We start from the raw sequence: 19817 nt of genomic DNA, 5'->3' as shown, positions 1-19817 counted from the left end.
ATGACAGTACAAACAACAACTACGTTAAAAAACTTTATCAATGGTCAATGGGTAGAATCAAGAGCGACAGATGTGGAGATTGTTCCGAACCCAGCAACAGGAGAAGAGATTGCTAGAGTACCCGTTTCAACGAAGGAGGATGTAGATGAAGCTGTTAAAGCAGCAAGGGCAGCCTTCAAAACGTGGAGAAAAACACCTGTACCAAAACGAGCTCGCATTCTCTTTAAATATCACCAGTTACTAATGGACAACTACGAAGAATTAGCCGAATTAATTACGAAAGAAAATGGTAAATGCTACGATGATGCCTATGGCGAGGTACAGCGTGGAATTGAGTGTGTCGAGTTTGCCGCGGGTGCACCTACATTAATGATGGGGGATGTGCTTCCAGACATCGCCACAGGTATTGAGTCAGCTATGTACCGTTATCCAGTCGGAGTTGTAGGGGGGATAACCCCCTTTAACTTCCCGATGATGGTACCTTGCTGGATGTTCCCACTAGCGATTGCTTGTGGAAATACATTTGTTCTAAAGCCATCGGAAAGAACACCTTTACTTGCACAAAGATTAGTCGAATTATTTACGGAAGCAGGATTACCTGATGGTGTATTAAATATCGTTCATGGTGCCCATGATGTCGTCAACGGACTACTAGAGCATGACGATGTAGATGCGATTTCCTTTGTTGGTTCCCAGCCAGTAGCGGAGTATGTGTACAAAACTGGAGCACAATACGGCAAGCGAGTGCAAGCCTTAGCTGGAGCAAAAAATCACTCTATCGTTTTAGCTGATTGTGATATGGAAAAAACGATTCAAGGTATCGTTGGTGGGGCCTTCGGAAGTGCAGGTCAGCGTTGTATGGCAACGTCGGTTGTTGTGGTAACAGAAGATATTGCTGATGAAGTAATCAGTAAATTAACTCAAGCAGCAGATGAATTAGTACTTGGTGATGGTTGTGAACGTCATGTAAACCTTGGTCCTGTTATTCGTGATTCCCATCTGCAAAAGGTTTACCAAGCGATTGAAGATGGAGTGAAGGAAGGGGCTATCCTTGTTAGAGATGGTCGTAAGGATGTAGAAGGTCTTGAAAATGGTTATTTCATCGGAGCAACTATTTTTGATCAAGTTAAAACGGATATGACCATTTGGAAAAACGAAATTTTCGCACCGGTACTATCCATTGTTCGTGTGAAAGATTTAACGGAAGCAATTGAAATTGCGAATCAATCTGATTTTGGTAATGGTGCAGTGCTATATACATCAAGTGGTAAAGCTGTACGCCAGTTCCGTGAAGATATTGAAGTAGGTATGCTGGGGGTTAATGTGAATGTGCCAGCACCAATGGCATTCTTCCCATTCTCTGGATGGAAGAACTCCTTCTACGGAGATCTTCATGCAAACGGAAAAGATGGAATCAACTTCTTTACTCGCAGAAAAATGTTAACTTCCCGCTGGTCGTGAGTGCCTGTCACCACCCGAAGTTTGGTGCATTTTGTCGATAGAATTCGATTATCTATGAATAATTCAGGATTACACTACAACATCCTGACAAACCAAAACAGCCAAAACCCGAACAGTCATAAGGGGTTTGGCTGTTTTTTATTCATTTTAACTGCAAAAGTCAGTTTATTAAATAAATGACATTACTATTTGTAATATAAAAAACATAGAAATACCCTCCTGAATCATGGTGCATAACAATAGTACACAATGTCAGAAGGGTATTTATTCATTATCAACTGATTCATTTAATTGCTGTTCCAATTAATATTTCCCCTTTTTTAATCTCTCCAGAACATTTTTTTCCATTATAACAAATTCTTTCCGATATAAATAGAACATTCGTCGGTATATTAATATTCTTCCCACTTTTCTTCTATGAAACACTTTAGGACCTCTGGAAAGCTAGTTTGTACTTGTTAAGTTTCAAAATACTGTGGCTACAAACTATATTGTTAAGTCGGCTTAATGTCTTTAGAGGAAGTTGGCTCGGGTGTGTTGAATAGTATATTTATAGTTAGACGAAAGGTATAGGATATTTTGAAAGGGAATTTATCTGTGCCAAAACTAGTTATTTGGTAAAAGAATAGATATAATCAACCCTAAAAGGAGAGATAATGATGGAAGAACAACGAAATTGGGCTGGTAATTTTAAATACAGTGCTGCTCGGATACATAAACCTGAGAGTATGGAACAAGTACAACAATTGGTAGCTCGCTCGAACAAGGTAAAGGTACTGGGTACACGTCATTCCTTCAATGCCATTGCAGACACGACGGAGGATCATATCTCCCTTGGTAACCTTAACCGGGTGTTGGAGTTGGATCGTGAACGTAGAACGGTTACAGTAGAAGGGGGGATTCAATACAGTGACCTTTGTCAGTATCTTCACCAAAATGGATACGGACTTCCGAATATGGCTTCTTTACCGCATATTTCCGTAGCAGGAGCTTGTGCTACGGCAACCCATGGTTCCGGTGATGAAAATCATATCCTTGCTACATCCGTACGTGAAATGGAATTTGTTACTGCTAAAGGAGATGTGGTTCATTTTTCGCGAGATCATTCCCCTGAATTGATGGGTGGAGCTGCTGTCAGCCTAGGTGGACTAGGCGTAGTTACCAAACTAACTCTGGATGTCATCCCAGCCTTTCAGATGAGACAGGATGTCTATGAAAATCTGCCCCTTTCCAATGTAAAAGGTCATTTTGAGGACATCACCTCTAGTGCTTATAGTGTTAGCCTATTTACTGACTGGCGGGAAGAAACCTTTAACCAAGTGTGGCTGAAGCACAAGTTAACAGAGGGAATATCCTTCGAGGAGAAGCCTGAGTTTTTTGGTGCAACCATAGCGACGACGAAGGTAAATCCAGTACCAGGGTCTGAAGCAGTGAATTGTACGGAACAGTTGGGGGTGACAGGAGAATGGCATGAACGATTGCCTCACTTCCGTATGGATTTCACACCAAGTAGTGGAGAGGAATTACAAAGTGAGTACATTTTCCCTCGTCAACATGCGTATGATGCCCTAAGTGCAGTAGCTCAATTGGGGGAGGAAATAGCTCCCCACCTGCATGTTTCTGAGGTGCGAACCATTGCGGAGGATGATCTTTGGATGAGCTCCTGTTACAAGCAAAAGTCCGTTGCTATTCACTTTACATGGAAAGATGATTGGGATTCCGTTCAAAAGCTGTTACCGAAGATAGAAGAACAACTTTCACCTTTCCAAGCACGCCCACACTGGGGCAAGTTATTTACTATGGAACCAAAGCATCTCCAAGGGCTATATGAAAAGCTGCCGGACTTTCAACAATTACTTCAGCACTATGACCCACAAGGAAAGTTTCGCAATAAGTTTTTGGATAAATACATCTTTGGATAATACCGTAACGTATTACGAAGCGTTAATTTTTAAACATCAGGGTATTTAAGGGGCTTCCCCTAAATACCCTTCATACCCTCTTTTTCCTCCCCGTTCATTTTTATAAAAGTATCCCCTGACTGCAAATTCAACAGCAAATCGTTTCTGTGGATCATTTAATTTGTCCTGAAGTAATTCTTCTATTTTTTCTAGCCGATGGTAGAGTGTTTGTCTTACTATAAATAATTGATCCGCTGTTTCTTTTTTGGAGCCTTGGCATTCTAAATAGGATAATAATGTTTGAAGGAGCTGGCCATTATTTTTCTTGTCATATTCCATTAGGGGAGACAAATATTGTATAATCCATTCCTGCAGTAATTCACTTTGATCGAAATGGTAGAAAAGTTTATCACAGTGTAAATCATTATAGAAGATGATCCCGTCCAGTTGTTGTGTATAACATATGTCATAGGCTTCCTTTGCGTGTTTCATACTTTCTATTATTTCAGGTAAAGTTGAAAACCTACTGCCGACAGTAAAGAGATAGTCTTTCCTTTTCCACTGTTTAATGATTTTATTTATTTTGGTAGAAAAATGATTATGGTGATGATCTTTATCGATCCAAATGAGTATATAAAGGGAATACTCTTCCATAAAACACCAGATTAGTTCAAGGTTATTTTCTTCTGCAAGCAAGGATAATCGATTTAATTTAGATAAATCAAGGTTGTTTGAATAGGAGGATAATAAAGTAACATACCCTTGCCAATTCTCAATAGATTCAAACAGATATGTAAATGTTTTTACAAGGATTTCAGGGTCAATTGTATTTTCATAAAGTTTTGTAAAACAAATATTCATTTGTTTCTTATCGTTAGGAAAATGCAAAAATTCATATAAATCCTTTGTAATATCAAGAAAACGTACCTGTTTATGAAAAACGATAATTGGGAAATTTGCCTTATTTGCAATGGAAATAATTTTCTCTGGAAGGGCATTTATGTATGTATTTAGTTCAATGCACATCCCTGATGCTTCAGATTCAATAAGCTGCTCCACAAATTTCACGCCAATGTCTTCATTATTTTTCCAGCCAATTCCTGTTGTTAATATTAACTCTCCTCCATTTAAAAGGGAGCCTACTTCTGTTACTTCTAAAATATGGACCCACTTCACGTTACGATTTAGCCCTTGATGGCCTGATAGAATTTCAGCTTCTTGGAAATGAGGTCTCCTTAACAAATCTTTTACAGTGATTAATGATTGAAATGACAACCAATTCACTCCCCTTTTAGACAAAGTGTAAAACAGGATAAATTATCTTTTCATGTTTTGTCTAATGATGTGAAAGTACTTTCATTATAGTATATATTTAAAATATTCTGTATATTGAATTTAAGTTGAAATGAAAAAGAGAGCATAGTTTTTACAAAGTAAAAGAAAGATATACTCTATTTTTGGAACGAGGAGGGAAAAAGAGTGAAAGAAACGTCTGAAATGTATTTAGAAAAAGACCAACAATATATATGGCATGCAATGGGAAAAAAGAATTCGTCCTTTCGACCTTTAATTGTAGAGAAAGCAGAAGGCGTTTGGGTAGAAGATGTTGAACAGAACCGATACATTGATGCTATGAGTGGGTTGTGGTGTGTTAACATTGGGTATGGTCGTGAGGAGTTGGTGGATGCTGCAAGTGAGCAAATGAAAAAAATGGCCTACTATCCTATGTCCCATAGCCATGTTCCAGCTATTGAGTTAGGGGAACAATTAAATAACTGGCTAGATGGTGAATACGTTATTTTCTTCTCCAATAGTGGGTCAGAAGCGAATGAAGTAGCCTTTAAAATTGCTCGGCAATTTCACCACCAAAAGGGAGAGTCTGGGAGATATAAAATTTTGTCTCGATATCGTTCCTATCATGGGAATACAATGGGGGCTTTAGCGGCAACCGGTCAAGCGCAAAGGAAGTATAAGTATGAACCATTAGCCAATGGCTTTATCCATACTGTTCCCCCAGATTGCTATCACTGCCCGATGAATGAAAAGCCAGAAAGCTGTCATTTTGAATGTGCAAAAATGATCGATCAAACCCTAACTTGGGAATTGGACGAAACTGTTGCAGCAGTAATAATGGAACCGATGATTACAGGAGGAGGAGTGTTAATTCCTCCAGAAGGATATTTACAAGAAGTAGAGAAAATATGTAAGCGTCATGGTGTTCTCCTTATTATTGATGAAGTTATTTGTGGTTTCGGCAGGACGGGGGAAAAGTTTGGATTTATGCATGAAGGCATTAAGCCAGACATTATTACAATGGCGAAAGGGATAACAAGTGGGTACCTTCCCCTTGCTGCTACAGCTGTAAAAAAGGAGATTTTCGATGCTTTCTCTCGTTCAGAGCAATACGAACATTTCCGCCATATTAATACGTTTGGGGGAAATCCGGCAGCTTGTGCATTAGCGATAAAAAATTTAGAACTTCTAGAAAAGGAACAAATGGTTCAACAATCTCAAAAATCAGGAGATTATTTAGGGGAAGAAATGAAGGAGTTATATCAACATCCAAATGTAGGGGATATTCGCAGTAAGGGATTGTTAATGGGGATTGAATTTGTAGAGGATAAGTTGACTAGAAAGCCGATCGATGTTGCTTGTATCAATCAACTTATTACACATTGTAAGGAGGAAGGAGGAGTCATTATTGGGAAGAATGGTGATACGGTAGCAGGATTCAACAACGTGTTAACATTAGCTCCGCCACTTTGTATTGAGAAAGAGGAATTAAATACCATCATAAGTGCTGTAAAAAAAGCGGTTAAAGAAGTATTAATAACATAAAGGAGAGATCGAAGCTTATGAATAATCAAATTGATCAAAATGATCCGCGGTTTAAAATTGCTAATCGTGAGGCATTAATTGGTGTAGGACTTGTTATTTTTAATTTTCTTTGGTGGTTTGGGTTTGCCTACGGTTTAGGATCTGCTCCTGTGGAGGAATACAGCTATGTTTTAGGGATGCCTGCTTGGTTTTTCTACAGCTGTGTCCTTGGATTCTTCGTTATGGTTGCATTAGTCATAATCATTGTTAAAGGATTCTTTAAAGAAGTTTCATTTGACGTAGAAGATGAGGAGGAGTCTAAATGAACTGGCCAGTTGTCATACCACTAATTGTTTTCGTTGCTTCCATTTTTGTTGTTGGATTCTGGTCCTCTCGATATATAAAAGCTTCAAACAATTTTTTACAGGAATACTTCTTAGGAAGCCGGGAGCTTGGCGGGTTTATTCTCGCGATGACCATGGTTGCTACATATGGAAGTGCCAGCAGCTTTATCGGCGGCCCAGGTGTAGCTTACACACAAGGTCTAGGCTGGGTTCTCTTGGCCATGGCACAAGTTGCTACAGGTTATTTCACGTTAATGGTTCTTGGAAAAAAGTTTGCTATTTATGCCCGGAAATATAAGGCAGTTACATTGATAGATTTCTTGAGGAGTCGCTATAACAATAGTAAGTCCGTTGCATTAATCTCCGCTTTTAGTATTATTATCTTCCTTTTCTCCGCTATGGCAGCCCAATGGGTGGGGGGAGCTAGATTAATAGAATCGTTAACAGGTCTTAACTATACCTCTGCTCTATTTATTTTTGCTATAGCCGTTCTTATTTATGTTATCATCGGTGGATTTAGAGCAGTTGCCGTAACGGATACCATTCAAGGGGTTGTTATGGTTGGTGGTACGTTAATTATTTTAATTGGAACGATCATTGCCGGTGGCGGGATAGGGAATATCATGTCTGATCTCGTTGCAGAAAACCCGAACCTTGTTTCTCCCTATGGACATGATGGGGGATTAACACCAGCTTATGTATCCTCCTTTTGGATTTTAGTTGGGGTAGGGGTTGTTGCCTTGCCGCAAGTAACGGTCCGCGCCATGTCCTATAAAAACTCCCGTGCCATGCATCGAGCCCTCATTACAGGGACAATCGTTGTTGGATTCATCATGTTAGGCATGCATTTAATAGGGGTTTTTGCCCGTCCGATTATCCCAGGTATTGAAGTAGGAGACTCTGTAATGCCGTTGATTGCTATGGAAGTGCTGCCTCCTTGGCTTGCTGGGATTGTGTTAGCTGCACCGCTAGCTGCAATTATGTCAACGGTTGACTCATTGTTATTGCTTGTGAGCTCCGCAGTTGTGAAGGATGTTTATGTAAACTATATCAAGCCAAAAGCATCACAAAAACAAGTGAAGCGAGTGAGCTTTGTTGTAACAACTGTTTTAGGGATACTCGTTTTCTCTATGGCTTTAAGTCCTCCTGATTTATTAATCTGGTTAAACTTGTTCGCTTTTGGCGGGTTGCAGGCAGCCTTTATTTGGCCAGTGATTATGGGACTATATTGGCAGCGGGGAAATCAGTATGGAGCGGTTGCTTCTTCATTGGTGGGTGTCAGCTCTTATATTATCATTCACAATTACGCCCCTAATATGCTGGGGGTACATTCAGTAGTCTTCCCAATTTTATTCTCATTGATCGCTTTCGTTATTGTGAGCCTCATGACAAAACAGAATTCATATTCAAATACAAATCAGCTGCAAGCTTAACGTTAAGAGAGAGGAGATAGGCATGCCAACACAAGAAATTGATATTAAGAGAAGACAAAGAGATCGTCAAGAAGTGATTGAATTAACGCAAAAATTAGTCCGAATCCCTAGTGTTTATCGTCCAGGTGTGGAAGGGGGAAATGAAGAAAAGGTAGCCTTATTTGTTTCCCAATATTTACGAGATTTAGATATAGAAGTGCATGTTGAGGAAGTGGAGCCGGGGCGACCTAATGTTATTGGAATTATTGATTCTGGAAAACCAGGTCCTACCTTACTTTTTGAAGGGCATACAGATGTGGTAACAGAGGGAGATCACGAGGCATGGGATGATGATCCCTTTGGGGCTGTCATTAAAGACGGCCGCATGTATGGTCGAGGAACGAATGATACGAAAGGGAACTTAGCCTGCATGATCACGGCAACACACTCTTTACTAAGGGATAAGGAGGAGTGGAGCGGAAAGATTATTCTTTGTATCCCATGTGATGAAGAGGGCCTGATGATTGGGATTAAACACTTTATAAAAAATGGCTGGGCAAATAACGTGGACGGTGCGATTATTTGTGAACCAGAAGAAAATCAAGTTTGTATTGCCCAAAAGGGTGCAATGCGAATGATTATCCGGGTTTATGGAAAAATGGCACACGGGGCAATGCCATTAAGCGGTGTCAACCCCAATACACGGATGGCAAAAATCATTTGTGAACTAGATCAATATGAACAGCGGGAAAAGGAGCGGTTAGGCTGTCACCCAATGTTAGGGTGGCCAAGTATTACCCCTACGATTGTTCAATCTCCTGTGAAGGGGGAGGCGCAAATTAACGTAGTTCCAGATCAATGTATGACAGCGTTAGATATTCGAACGGTACCAGGGCAAGATCATGAAGAAATGGTGGAAGAAATTCAATATATTTTTGACCGGTTGGCAAAGAATGATTCAGATTTCAAAGCAGAGTTAGAAGTGCTTGAAGACCGTCCTTGGACAGAAACAAGTAAAGAAGAACCTGTTGTGAAAGCAATCGCAGAGGCATATAAAGAGGTGACAGGTAAGGAACCGGTTTATAATGGTGTACCTGGTGCTACAGATGGAACATTTCTCCATTTAGCTGGTGTCCCTATCGTTACAACAGGGGCAGGAGATCGGGAGGTCCCCCATCAAATTAACGAGTATGTTGATGTGGATGAGCTAGCAGAAACAACAGAAATCTATCGAACGGCAGCATTACGATTTTTAAATAAAAAGTAGTTTCATAGAGGTTGATTAAGAGGTTGGCCATTACTTTTGGCTGTATTCTAAAAATTTTTGCTTTTTGATAAGTTACAGTATATTGCTCGAATCCGTTACAGGCGGATCAATTACGCCTAAAGGCAGCCCACGTCCTGTGGGCAACGGCGTAATGTCACCGTCCTAGTTCCGCGGGCAACGCTTCAGCCTCCTCGGGAAATTCCCTGCGGTGTCTTCAGCTGCTCCTGCGATTACTCGTCGCATAAAAAGCAATGTTGCTTTTCCCGCTGGAGTCGCCGCCTTTCACTTCTTCGAGTTATTGAAAACAACAATTTATACGAAAACAGCTTTACTTTTGATCAACCTCCATATTCCATATGGTGAGCTAAATATTGTACATTAAACGAAATTGAAGGAGATATAAGTATGGCTAGTTATAAAGTTGCTGTCATTCCAGGGGATGGAATAGGCCCGGAAGTAATGAACGAGGCACTAAAAGTTCTTCGAGTCTTAAAGGATCAAGACTCCACGTTTCAATACCATGCCGATATCTTTTACTGGAACTCTGATTATTATTTGAAGCATGGGCGTATGATGCCGGAAGACGGATTAGAAATTTTAAAAAACTATGATGCAGTTTTATTCGGTGCTATAGGGGATGAAAGAGTCCCTGATGACATTACAGTTTGGGAATTAATTATGCCCATAAGAAAACAGTTTCAGCAGTATATTAATTTACGGCCAGTGAAAAAGCTGCCTGGGATAAAAACAAGATACGATGATGTAAAAAGTGACATTGACTTTGTTATCGTCCGAGAAAATGCCGAAGGGGAGTACGCGAACAGCGGAGGAAGGCTTTATAGTGGAATGGATCAAGAGATGGCCATTCAAAATACCGTGATCACTCGTAAAGGAACGGAGCGTGCTGCCTCCTTTGCTTTCGAATATGCTAAGAAACATGGGAAAACAAAGGTGACCAGTGCTACTAAGTCTAATGCTGTTGTGCATTCTATGAAGCTTTGGGATGAAGCTGTAAAGGCTGTTGCGGACTCTTATCCTGAAATAACCCTTGAACAAAACTACATAGATGCATTAGCCGCTTATTTTGTTATGAGACCAGAATCTTTTGAAGTGGTTGTAGCATCGAATTTGTTTGGTGATATTTTATCAGACTTAGGTTCTGCTTTAGTAGGGGGACTAGGAATTTCACCGTCTGCCAATTTAAATCCTACTGGAGAGTTTCCTTCCATGTTTGAACCAGTACATGGCTCTGCTCCTGATATTGCCCGAACGGGTAAGGCAAACCCGATTGCTCAAATTTGGTCTACAGCAATGATGCTGGAGCACCTTGGACGAGATGATTTATCTACAATGATTATCCGGGCTATTGAACAGGTTTTGAAAAGGGGAGAAGTGCTAACAGCGGATTTAGGAGGTTCAGCAACAACAATGGAAATGGGAGAGGCAATTATTGAAGAATTAACGGTTCATACTTCTTTGAATAAATGATGGATTAATCAACTGTTTTTTCTGAAGGGAGATAGAGAATGAGATTACAAGGGAAAACATTTATTATTACTGGTGCTGCAGGAGGGATGGGGAGCGTAACGGTAAAGCGTTTTTTAGAGGAAGGGGCTAACGTTGTGGGGAGTGATTTACATGTCTCTTCTTTGCAAGAACAGCTAGAAAACTTTCTTCCTGTCCAAGGTGACTTAACGAAGGAAGCGGATGTAGCTTTTCTTGTAAAAAAAACTTATGAAACCTTTGGTAAAATTGACGGGTTAGTGAATATAGCTGGAGTTGCCCAAAAGTTAACTCCTATTGAGGAACTAACTCTTTCAGATTGGGATCGAATGATGTCCATTAATGCTACAACTTTATTTTTAACAAATCAAGCAGTTGTCCCTTACTTAAAGAAACAGCAAGGGGTTATTGTAAATGTTGCGTCCATTTCCGCTGTTCGCCCACGCCCAGGGTTAAGTGCTTATATCGCCTCCAAGGGAGCTGCAGTATCCTTCTCCCAAGCGTTGGCAATTGAGCTGGCTGACGATCAAGTTCGAGTAAATGTGATTCACCCGGGCCCTAGTGATACAAAGATGCTCGGGCAATTTGTAGGGGATAGTACAGAACATGAGAAGGTGAAAGATGATGTATTTAAGAATAGTGTGCCACTTGGAGAATTGATACAGCCAATTGATATTGCAAATGCTGCTGTTTACCTATGTTCAGAGGAAGCGAGAATGGTCACTGGGGCAGTTCTTCATGTAGATGGAGGAAGAGGACTGTAGGCAAGGGAGAGATATAGATGGATAAGTTAAAAATGTATATCGCTGGAGAATGGAAGAAAAGTAGAACGGGTAAAAAAATGACTATTACGAATCCCGCTAATGGGGAAGCTATTGCTGAAGTTCCAGAAGGGGATGAGCAAGATATTCATGAGGCAGTAAACGCTGCAAGAACTGCTTTTGAATCAAAAACTTGGCAGCAATTTAAGCCACATGAAAGAGGCAGAATCATTTATGAGATGGCAGGAAAGATACGAGAAAGAAAAGAGGAACTAGCTCATCTAGAAACATTAGATGTAGGCAAACCGTTATCCCAGGCATATGCAGATGTAGAAGCGGCAGCGAGGTATTTCGAATACTATGCAGGAATGGCAGATAAGATCTTGGGAGAAACAATTCCAATAGAATACGGGATCTTAGACTATACTGTCCGAGAACCTGTTGGAGTAACTGCTCACATTATTCCATGGAACTACCCAATACAGATTACATCCCGAAGTGTTGCAGCGGCTATTGTTACAGGAAATGCTGTCGTCGTTAAGCCGGCAGAGGATACTCCGTTGACAGCTCTTAAACTAGCAGAAATCTTTGCAGAAACAAATCTACCAAAGGGAATTTTTAATGTTGTAACTGGCTATGGGTACGAGGTAGGAGCAGCATTAAGCTCCCACCCAGATATTAACCATATTACATTCACTGGATCAGTAGGAACGGGTACAACTGTTATGATGGCAGCGGCAAAAAATGTTGTACCAGTCACCCTCGAATTAGGAGGGAAGTCACCAAATATTGTTTTTGCTGACTGTGATCAAGATGCCGCGTTGGAGTGGGTAGTAAAATCGCTTATTCAAAATGCAGGGCAAACTTGTTCTGCAGGCTCCAGGCTGATTATCCATGAATCTATTAAAGAAGAATTTGTAGGAAAGCTTGTAGAAAAATTGGAAGGACTCACTGTAGGGCCTGGTTTGTCAGATCCTGATATAGGCCCGATTGTCTCCCAAAAACAGTTCGAGAGAATGAAGAGTTTTATAGAGCAAGCTAAGGAAGATGAGGTTGATATATTAACCGGTGGTAAGGAAATATTGGTAGAAGAAAATGAAGGTGGATTTTATTTTCTTCCCACAGTTGTAAATAAAGTAGATCCTCAAAGCTTACTTGCCCAAGAAGAAATTTTCGGTCCAGTGCTGGCTGTTTTTTCTTTTCAAACGGAAGACGAAGCAATTCAGCTGGCAAACAACACGGAATATGGTTTAGTAACTGGGATTTGGACAACCGATGTGAAGCGGGCACACCGGGTAGCAAGTAAAGTTCGTTCAGGACAAGTATTTATTAATAATTACGGAGCTGGCGGAGGAATTCAAATGCCATTCGGGGGCTACAAAAAAAGCGGTTTCGGCCGAGAAAAAGGTCTAGAAGCCCTTCGGAATTATACACAGCTTAAAAATGTGGCTTTAAAATATGATTAGGAAAAAGGTGGATGGTTTCGGCGCTGTTTTCTAAGGCTGCTACATTATCTTTATTATAGGTAAAGAAATCGTTGGATATCGCACTTCCAACAATAAATTAAGGGAAGAACTATAAAAGAAGAAAAACCTTGCTATTCATCTTATTGGAGTAGTATAGCTCCAAGAACGATGCAAGAAGCAATCTCAGAAGGAGTAAGAGTAGGAAATGAGATTGGTAGTAAAAAAACATCTAAGATAATTAGCTCATAATAATCAAGTAAGTATGCCCACAAAAGCTGTGGGCATTTTATTTTGATGAAAGCTGCTCTTTGAATACCAACTCGTAAGCGGTTGCAGATTCGAAGAACTAACTATTCTATTTAATTCTTAGGTATTGTATAATTTATTTCTATAAAGATAGTTGGTAAATAAGCCCATAGTAAGTTCAATCATATGATTGATTTTGCATTGAAATTCTTAACAATAAGGGGTGGAAAGCAGTTGGAAGGCTTACATAAACTACGTCCATTATTAAGAAGCTTTGTTGAAAAAGGCCCAGCTGGTTGTTCGTTGTCGGTTACATATCACGGAGAAAAGGTGTTTGAGGATTATGTTGGATTTGCAGATTTGGAAACGGGGAAGGAGATAGACGCCGATACGATCTATCGAATTTATTCCATGACGAAGGTCGTTACTTGTGCAGCAGCGTTGAAGCTATATGAACGGGGACTATTTCTCCTCAATGATCCGTTAGAGGAATATTTACCTGAGTTTAAAAATTCAACTGTTTTTCACAAAAATGCCAATGGGGAGATCTACACCTCTCCTGCCATAAGACCTATTCTGGTCAAAGATCTTTTTACCATGACCTCAGGTTTAACTTACCCAGGGAACGGAGACGAGACAGAGCGAGAGGTTCAAAAGGCAATGGATTCTTTGCGAAAGAAAGAAGAACAGGGAGAAAAATTTACTGTCCGGGACCTTTCGAAAAAACTAGCTTCCATTCCTCTAGTATTTGACCCAGGGTCTCAATGGCGTTATAGCTTGAGTCACGATGTATTAGGGGCCTTCATTGAAGTTGTCTCTGGGAAAGTATTTAGTGGATTTCTGAAGGAAGAAATATTTGAACCCCTTGGGATGCAGGATACATTTTTTCAAATACCAGAGGAGAAAAAACACCGCCTCTGCACATTATATGATAGAGACGAAAAGGGTAATCTGAAGAAAAATACGGTTATGGATAGTCGTTTCCAACCTAGTTTTGAGAGTGGGGGAGCGGGACTTCTATCTACACTAGGTGACTATAGTCGCTTCGCCCAAATGCTAGCTAATGGTGGACAACTGGATGGGGTTCAGATTTTAGGTAGAAAAACAGTAGAATTAATGTCCACGAATCATCTACAGTCAGAGCAGCTATCCTATTATAAATGGCCTTATCTTGCTGGATATGGATACGGCCTTGGTGTTAGAACGATGATGAATCCAGCACTAGGTGGAAGTAATAGCTCTATAGGGGAATTTGGCTGGTCTGGACTAGCCGGAACCTGGACGCTAATGGATCCAAAGGAAAAACTCTCTGCCGTATACATGCAGCAAATGATGCCCAACTTCGAAGCCTATCACCAACCAAGGTTAAGGAATGTTATCTATGGGGCACTGAATAGTTAATTAGAGTTATGTTTTGTCATATTAGTCTTTTAAGATAGCCTTGAATGGCAAAGGGCAGCACCCGTATCATCACTGTGACTGTGGGGCTGCCCCTTTTCTTAGATTTTAATAGTATAATTCAAGTTCGATTCCTTGATAATAATGTTTTAAGATTTCTTCAAAGGAAGCTCCTTTTACAGCCATACCAACAGCACCAGTTTGAGACATTCCGATACCATGTCCCCAGCCACCGCCGTAGGCTTCAAAACCAATAACCTCTTTTGTTCTTGGGTCTTGTATTGGTTCAATATAAAATAAGGTACTTAATAGAGGGCTTTCATTACCGCTTGCATTAATATATTGTAATGCCCAGCGAATCTGATCTTTCTTTTCATAGAATGTACCATTTTCCGTGACGAACTCAATTTCGTAGACTCGTCCTGAATCAGAACGTTCTAAAACATTAATTTCTAATACTTGTCCTACATCTGTGTTAAACGTATTGCTAAGCACTTGAGTAATTTCTTCTGCCGTCCAATCAATTGTCCAACGGTGATATCTGGACCAGTCAGCTTCAAAGTCTCCTTCTTTTGCTGCACGAAGGGAGGTGGCATTGGCGCTGTTTTTAAATACTTCTAATGAAGGAACGTTCTCAGCAGCTCTTCCTCTCTCCGCATCTGGAATACCGCGCAAATAAGGAACTGCTGGGGAATTCCAAATGTCTTCATTGTTAGCTGTGAATCCACCGCTTGTAGAATGGTATACAGTTGAAATTAAATCCCCTTCATATGTAGCTACAATACCACTCGTATCACGAACAGCTTCTGTAGAAATGGGATGTTCAGAGTCGTAGCCACCATATACTTGATCGGCTGTTGTTGGCAGCAGGTCAAACCCATCATTGTTGTGCTTACCTAAATTGTTTAATGCGTACGTACGTGCCGCAATGGCTTGTGCCTTTTGTGCTTCAATAGCATCCATACCGCCAAATGGGTCAGGTGGCAATTCATGAGGTACAACCCCTAGTACATAATCATCCACAGGTAGTATGTTAACTCCAGCTAAAGTACCACTACTATTAAAAACTACTTCGCCATTACCACGATAATTACTTCCATTAAATCGAACTAGATTGTTATCGGAATGGATTTTAATAGGGTTTGATGTAATGACCTCTTCATCACCACTGGAAATCCGAATCGTTGTTTCCCCATCCACCAGCGTTATTTCTCTCCAAAAAGCATCAGGACCAGCAAGTCCCTTTTCAATTACCTCTTGTCTAAATTGTTCCCTTTCCCCCCAAGAAGCATTAAGTGGAAACTCACCAATGATTAAGCGCCATCCGTTTAAATGGGGTTCAAGATAAGTAGGATAGCCATGTGATTGAGCAAGCTGTAACCAGTCTTCCACAACGGCTTGATTGGAAGACCAAGCTGTTTGTAGTCTAAAGAAAGTCTCAATTTCTGAGGTGCTTTCTAAAGCTACAGTAACATCTTCATTTGCCCCTGCAAATAATTCCATCCCTGTATTTTTATCAGAAATGGTAAAATCACCTGTACTTCCAAGTTGCATGCTTTCACTTGTTGGTATTACCCCAATACGAACTTCTGGTTCTTCCACTGATGTTTCAGCAAACCCAATGCCCGGAAGTATGGTAGCGCTTACGAGAATAAAAATTAGAAAAACCTTTTGAATTTTACTTATCTTCATCATGAAATTCCTCCTTTAAATTTTAAAATATTAAAACTATATTTTAAATAATAACATAAAATATTAAAATATTCTTTTAAATTTGTTGATAGATTTTAAATTGGTATTTTAGACCTGATTAGAAAGTTGTACATTTGACAAAGGTAGTGGCATTTCATAACAAAGATATCTATCACATTTTTTAGGTGAAAGGGGAGTCACCCTTGTAATGGTTTAATTTATTTAGAAACTGTTGCGGTTATGCTGGCTAGGTGGTTGGAGGAGTCGAAGTTTAGTCGGAAGATGAAGTTTATTTTTACGGTGGAGGAAGAGGTGTGTCTTATGATATTACGAAGGATTAGGAAGCTTGAAGCGAATAAAGAATCGTGGGGAAGGATTAGTTTTGTGAAAATGTTAGTGGTGATAAGTGTTTAAGGGTGTCTCAAAAGGAAAAAATATACCTATTGAGACACCCTCGTTTTCTTTTAAGCCCACCACATTTCTGTTGGCTGTTCTCTTATTAATACGGATTGAAGGTTGGATACTGCTCTGGTGAATCCCTCGTCAATGGACATGATTGGGTCTTCGTGTTCGATACTTACAACGTAATCGTAATTATAGGTGCGAAGTGCACTTATCATATCAGACCATTCTTGCATACTATGGCCGCATCCAACACTACGGAATGTCCATGCTCTTGTTTGGACGTTGCCATAAGGCTGCATGTCCGTTAGTCCATACATATTTACATTGTCTTGATCAATGTATGTATCCTTTGCATGGAAATGGTGGATAGCACCTGCTTTACCTAGAATCTTGATTGCAGCCACTGGATCAATACCTTGCCACCACATATGGCTAGGATCTAGGTTAGCTCCAATGGCATCGGAAGTTGCTTCCCGAAGCTTTAACATGGTATATGGTGTATGAACCAGGAATCCTCCGTGTAGCTCCAGTCCGATTTTCACATTGTGCTCTTCAGCTAACTTACCGATTTCTTTCCAGTAAGGGATTAATTTATTCTCCCATTGCCATGTTAATATGTCACCATATTCCGTTGGCCAAGGTACTACTGGCCAATTTGGCTGTTTTGCTTCATCGCTATCTCCTGGAGTTCCAGAAAAAGTATTGACTACAGGGACACCGAGGAGGGAGGCTAGTTTAATTGTTTTACGTAATACTGTATCAGATTCTTCTGCAAATGCTTTATCAGGAGTCAACGGATTTCCATGACAGCTAAAGGCACTAATCGTAAGACCTCGAGATGTGACAGCCTCTAAATAATCCTTACGTTTTTGCTCGTCTTCTAATAGCTCATCAAGAGGGCAGTGAGCATTGCCTGGATACCCCCCCGTTCCAATTTCCACAGCATCTAATCCAGATGCTTTAACATGGTCAAGCATTTCTTCAAACGACTTTTCAGAAAATAATACAGTAAAAACTCCTAATTTCATTGCCTTTACACATCCTTTCGTAATGAAATGATTTGCTTTGTTTCGTGTGAATCTAGAGCTGCTAGAATGACTTCTAGTGATTTCATCCCTTCTTCACCTGTAATAAGGGGCTCTTTATCTTCTAAAATACTTTCTACAAAATGGTCAATTACATGGGAGTTGGTTTGTCCGCCCTCTTCATTCGTTTGAATTTTATCCAGCTTGTGCTTCACAACTTCCCCATTACGATATTCTTCTATTAATGAATATTCCGGGTCCCCTTCTAATAGAAGTGTTCCTTTTTCTCCATAGATTTTGGTAGAGTTGTCACCGGCAGTTACATACGCCCAGCTGGCAGCTAATGTACCAATAACCCCATTTTCTGTACGTAAAATACAAACGGCGTCATCGTCAACAGATGTATTTTCTTTTGCATGTGTTTCTATAAATGCACCCACTTCAGTAAATTCTCCTAGCAAATAACGCATTAAATCAGCTTTATGAACCCCGAGATCTCCCATTGCACCAATAAAGGCTTGTTCTTTGTTAAAAAACCAGCTTTTCGCCCCGTCAACACTCCAGCCTTCTGGTCCAGGGTGCCCAAAAGTAGTTTTAAAGCTATAAATCTTCCCTAGCTTTCCCCTATCGATGATCTCTTTCGCTCTTTGGTGAGAGGATACAAAACGTTGGTTGTGGGCAATCATGAGCTTTTTATTAATCCTATTGGCTGCTTCAACCATTTCTTTTGCTTCTTCTTGTGAAGTGGCCATCGGTTTTTCACAAAGGACATGCTTTCCGGCATTTAATGCAGCTATAGATACAGGAGCGTGTAAATAGTTTGGTAAACAAACACTTACAGCATCCACATTATCAAGCTCTATCACTTTTTCCCATTCTGTAAAGGCTTCTGCACCATAGAGCTCCGCCATTTCAGTTGCACGCTCCTGTACAAGGTCACATACTGCCACGATGTTTACGTTTTCATTTGCGCCGTATTCAGGCAGGTGTCGATGCTTGGCAATGCTCCCGCAACCAATTACTGCTACTCTTAACTTACTCATATACAACATCCCTTCAAAAATTTTTATTAGTGCATATTAAAAAAAGTGTATTCAAGTCTGTTCAAACGGGAAAAACACCCTATGTTTTAATGTATTTCTTATATAATCTGGGTTGATTGGAGCGTAAGGCACGAGACTAATAGTTTTCATTTATCGTGGTGTTCTGTAAAAACAAGGAAGTTTTGAACAGACTTTATTAGATGAAATTTATTTCAGCTTTTCTTTTAAATAATTAATACTCATTTCTACACTTTCAAGTGGTGTTCGGCGGCTAACATCCTGCTCGACTACCCACCATTGAACGTCATTTTCTTTTCCTAACTCTAAAACGGCTTCAATATCAACGCCACCCGTTCCCAATTCTGCAAAAAACTTTTCCTCATCTGTTGTCATATCTTTTAAATGTACAATTGGTGTTCTGCCTTTATAGCGTTTTATCCACTCTACTGGTTTTTCACCGGCTTTAGTTAGCCAATATATATCCAGTTCTGTTTTTACATTCGTTTCGTCAAAAATAGCCTCTAAAGCCAATCTACCATCCCCTAGTTGCTCTAATTCAAAATCATGGTTATGGTAGCAAAGGGTTAATCCTTCTTTTTGTAAGGCTTCATTAGCTCTGTTTAAGATAGCAATTAATTCTTTATATCCATTTTCTGTCCGCTGTTCTTCCGTAATAAAAGGAACAGCAACAAATTGACAGTCTAATGATTTGTGATCCTCTATTACTTGTTCTAAATTGTTTTTAAATTGATCAAGTGGAACATGGCTGGAAGCTGCTTTTAAACCGAGGTTGTCTAAAATTTCTTTTACCTCTGTTGGAGGTAAACCATAAAAGCCAGCAAATTCCACACCATCAAAACCTAATTCTGCAACTTTTTTTAAAGTGGCGGGAAAGTCTTTAGCGCATTCATCACGCAACGTATACAGTTGTACTGCTACAGGGATTTTTTCCATTGCCGCAATCTCCTTCTTTCAACAATTTTTTTAGGTTTATTGGATTTAATGTATTACTTATTTGACTACATAATAAGATTTATAGGTTACATAGTATATAGATGATATAATGGAAACATGAA

At 40.0% G+C, this 19817-nt stretch carries 16 protein-coding genes; 11 read left to right on the top strand and 5 right to left on the bottom strand.

Annotation, left to right across the window (positions count from 1 at the left end; all coding sequences use genetic code 11):
* Together J2S74_RS03015 and J2S74_RS03010 are read left to right on the top strand one after the other, a co-directional pair.
* Entirely contained in the window at window positions 1-1461 is a 1461-nt protein-coding gene (locus tag J2S74_RS03015) for a CoA-acylating methylmalonate-semialdehyde dehydrogenase (RefSeq protein ID WP_307321663.1), read from the top strand.
* 659 nt (window positions 1462-2120) lie between these two features.
* Window positions 2121-3383 carry an FAD-binding protein gene (locus tag J2S74_RS03010; protein ID WP_307321661.1) on the top strand — a complete coding sequence of 421 codons (1263 nt, stop codon included), beginning with the start codon at window positions 2121-2123 and terminating at the stop codon, window positions 3381-3383.
* A 45-nt stretch (window positions 3384-3428) separates the two neighbouring features.
* Here J2S74_RS03010 and J2S74_RS03005 read toward each other — a convergent pair whose 3' ends face one another.
* Window positions 3429-4637, bottom strand: coding sequence for a PucR family transcriptional regulator (locus J2S74_RS03005; RefSeq protein WP_307321659.1), 1209 nt, complete (start codon window positions 4635-4637; stop codon window positions 3429-3431).
* Window positions 4638-4859: 222 nt separating this feature from the next.
* Between J2S74_RS03005 and J2S74_RS03000 the strand changes: the two genes are divergently transcribed.
* From J2S74_RS03000 to J2S74_RS02965, 8 genes are all read left to right on the top strand, one after another.
* The gene (locus J2S74_RS03000) at window positions 4860-6200 is read left to right on the top strand and encodes an aspartate aminotransferase family protein (protein WP_307322290.1); all 1341 of its coding nucleotides are present in this window, start codon (window positions 4860-4862) and stop codon (window positions 6198-6200) included.
* 17 nt (window positions 6201-6217) lie between these two features.
* Window positions 6218-6505, top strand: coding sequence for a YhdT family protein (locus J2S74_RS02995; protein WP_307321656.1), 288 nt, complete (start codon window positions 6218-6220; stop codon window positions 6503-6505).
* On the top strand, window positions 6502-7956 hold the full coding sequence (gene panF / locus J2S74_RS02990; protein ID WP_307321655.1) for a sodium/pantothenate symporter: 1455 nt from the start codon (window positions 6502-6504) through the stop codon (window positions 7954-7956). The genes J2S74_RS02995 and panF overlap by 4 nt, the downstream gene beginning before the upstream one ends.
* A gap of 22 nt (window positions 7957-7978) precedes the next feature.
* Entirely contained in the window at window positions 7979-9202 is a 1224-nt protein-coding gene (locus tag J2S74_RS02985) for a M20 family metallopeptidase (RefSeq protein ID WP_307321653.1), read from the top strand.
* Between the two features lie 405 nt (window positions 9203-9607).
* Complete coding sequence (locus J2S74_RS02980) at window positions 9608-10690, top strand: tartrate dehydrogenase (protein ID WP_307321652.1); 1083 nt, start codon at window positions 9608-9610, stop codon at window positions 10688-10690.
* 38 nt (window positions 10691-10728) lie between these two features.
* Window positions 10729-11469, top strand: a complete 741-nt coding sequence (locus tag J2S74_RS02975) for an SDR family NAD(P)-dependent oxidoreductase (RefSeq protein ID WP_307321650.1) — start codon at window positions 10729-10731, stop codon at window positions 11467-11469.
* 17 nt (window positions 11470-11486) lie between these two features.
* Window positions 11487-12932 carry an aldehyde dehydrogenase family protein gene (locus J2S74_RS02970; protein WP_307321648.1) on the top strand — a complete coding sequence of 482 codons (1446 nt, stop codon included), beginning with the start codon at window positions 11487-11489 and terminating at the stop codon, window positions 12930-12932.
* A gap of 480 nt (window positions 12933-13412) precedes the next feature.
* Complete coding sequence (locus tag J2S74_RS02965; protein WP_370875952.1) at window positions 13413-14579, top strand: serine hydrolase domain-containing protein; 1167 nt, start codon at window positions 13413-13415, stop codon at window positions 14577-14579.
* Window positions 14580-14684: 105 nt separating this feature from the next.
* On the opposite strand, the gene J2S74_RS02960 is transcribed toward J2S74_RS02965, so the two are convergent.
* Window positions 14685-16268 carry a SpoIID/LytB domain-containing protein gene (locus tag J2S74_RS02960; RefSeq protein WP_307321644.1) on the bottom strand — a complete coding sequence of 528 codons (1584 nt, stop codon included), beginning with the start codon at window positions 16266-16268 and terminating at the stop codon, window positions 14685-14687.
* A gap of 282 nt (window positions 16269-16550) precedes the next feature.
* Between J2S74_RS02960 and J2S74_RS02955 the strand changes: the two genes are divergently transcribed.
* Window positions 16551-16682, top strand: coding sequence for a hypothetical protein (locus J2S74_RS02955; protein WP_307321641.1), 132 nt, complete (start codon window positions 16551-16553; stop codon window positions 16680-16682).
* A 50-nt stretch (window positions 16683-16732) separates the two neighbouring features.
* Here the strand turns inward: J2S74_RS02955 and J2S74_RS02950 are convergent, their stop codons facing one another.
* The 3 genes from J2S74_RS02950 to J2S74_RS02940 all read right to left on the bottom strand — a co-directional run bounded on the left by J2S74_RS02950 (window position 16733) and on the right by J2S74_RS02940 (window position 19695).
* Entirely contained in the window at window positions 16733-17701 is a 969-nt protein-coding gene (locus J2S74_RS02950) for a sugar phosphate isomerase/epimerase family protein (protein ID WP_307321639.1), read from the bottom strand.
* Between the two features lie 5 nt (window positions 17702-17706).
* Window positions 17707-18741, bottom strand: coding sequence for a Gfo/Idh/MocA family protein (locus tag J2S74_RS02945; protein WP_307321637.1), 1035 nt, complete (start codon window positions 18739-18741; stop codon window positions 17707-17709).
* A 207-nt stretch (window positions 18742-18948) separates the two neighbouring features.
* Window positions 18949-19695: a sugar phosphate isomerase/epimerase family protein gene (locus tag J2S74_RS02940; RefSeq protein WP_307321634.1), complete on the bottom strand. Its 747-nt coding sequence runs from the start codon at window positions 19693-19695 to the stop codon at window positions 18949-18951.
* Window positions 19696-19817 lie beyond the last annotated feature (122 nt).

The organism is Evansella vedderi (assembly GCF_030813435.1).
Lineage (GTDB): Bacteria > Bacillota > Bacilli > Bacillales > Salisediminibacteriaceae > Evansella > Evansella vedderi.
The sequence above is the reverse complement of the archived record's forward strand: the minus strand, read 5'-3'. Positions and strand labels throughout refer to the sequence as shown.

What these genes read in the sequence shown, in the direction of transcription:
- J2S74_RS03015 (WP_307321663.1), top strand. Translation starts at nt 1, where the DNA reads ATGACAGTACAAACAACAACTACGTTAAAAAACTTTATCAATGGTCAA.
- J2S74_RS03010 (WP_307321661.1), top strand. Translation starts at nt 2,121, where the DNA reads ATGGAAGAACAACGAAATTGGGCTGGTAATTTTAAATACAGTGCTGCT.
- J2S74_RS03000 (WP_307322290.1), top strand. Translation starts at nt 4,860, where the DNA reads ATGTATTTAGAAAAAGACCAACAATATATATGGCATGCAATGGGAAAA.
- J2S74_RS02995 (WP_307321656.1), top strand. Translation starts at nt 6,218, where the DNA reads ATGAATAATCAAATTGATCAAAATGATCCGCGGTTTAAAATTGCTAAT.
- panF (WP_307321655.1), top strand. Translation starts at nt 6,502, where the DNA reads ATGAACTGGCCAGTTGTCATACCACTAATTGTTTTCGTTGCTTCCATT.
- J2S74_RS02985 (WP_307321653.1), top strand. Translation starts at nt 7,979, where the DNA reads ATGCCAACACAAGAAATTGATATTAAGAGAAGACAAAGAGATCGTCAA.
- J2S74_RS02980 (WP_307321652.1), top strand. Translation starts at nt 9,608, where the DNA reads ATGGCTAGTTATAAAGTTGCTGTCATTCCAGGGGATGGAATAGGCCCG.
- J2S74_RS02975 (WP_307321650.1), top strand. Translation starts at nt 10,729, where the DNA reads ATGAGATTACAAGGGAAAACATTTATTATTACTGGTGCTGCAGGAGGG.
- J2S74_RS02970 (WP_307321648.1), top strand. Translation starts at nt 11,487, where the DNA reads ATGGATAAGTTAAAAATGTATATCGCTGGAGAATGGAAGAAAAGTAGA.
- J2S74_RS02960 (WP_307321644.1), bottom strand. Translation starts at nt 16,268, where the DNA reads ATGAAGATAAGTAAAATTCAAAAGGTTTTTCTAATTTTTATTCTCGTA.
- J2S74_RS02955 (WP_307321641.1), top strand. Translation starts at nt 16,551, where the DNA reads ATGAAGTTTATTTTTACGGTGGAGGAAGAGGTGTGTCTTATGATATTA.
- J2S74_RS02950 (WP_307321639.1), bottom strand. Translation starts at nt 17,701, where the DNA reads ATGAAATTAGGAGTTTTTACTGTATTATTTTCTGAAAAGTCGTTTGAA.
- J2S74_RS02945 (WP_307321637.1), bottom strand. Translation starts at nt 18,741, where the DNA reads ATGAGTAAGTTAAGAGTAGCAGTAATTGGTTGCGGGAGCATTGCCAAG.
- J2S74_RS02940 (WP_307321634.1), bottom strand. Translation starts at nt 19,695, where the DNA reads ATGGAAAAAATCCCTGTAGCAGTACAACTGTATACGTTGCGTGATGAA.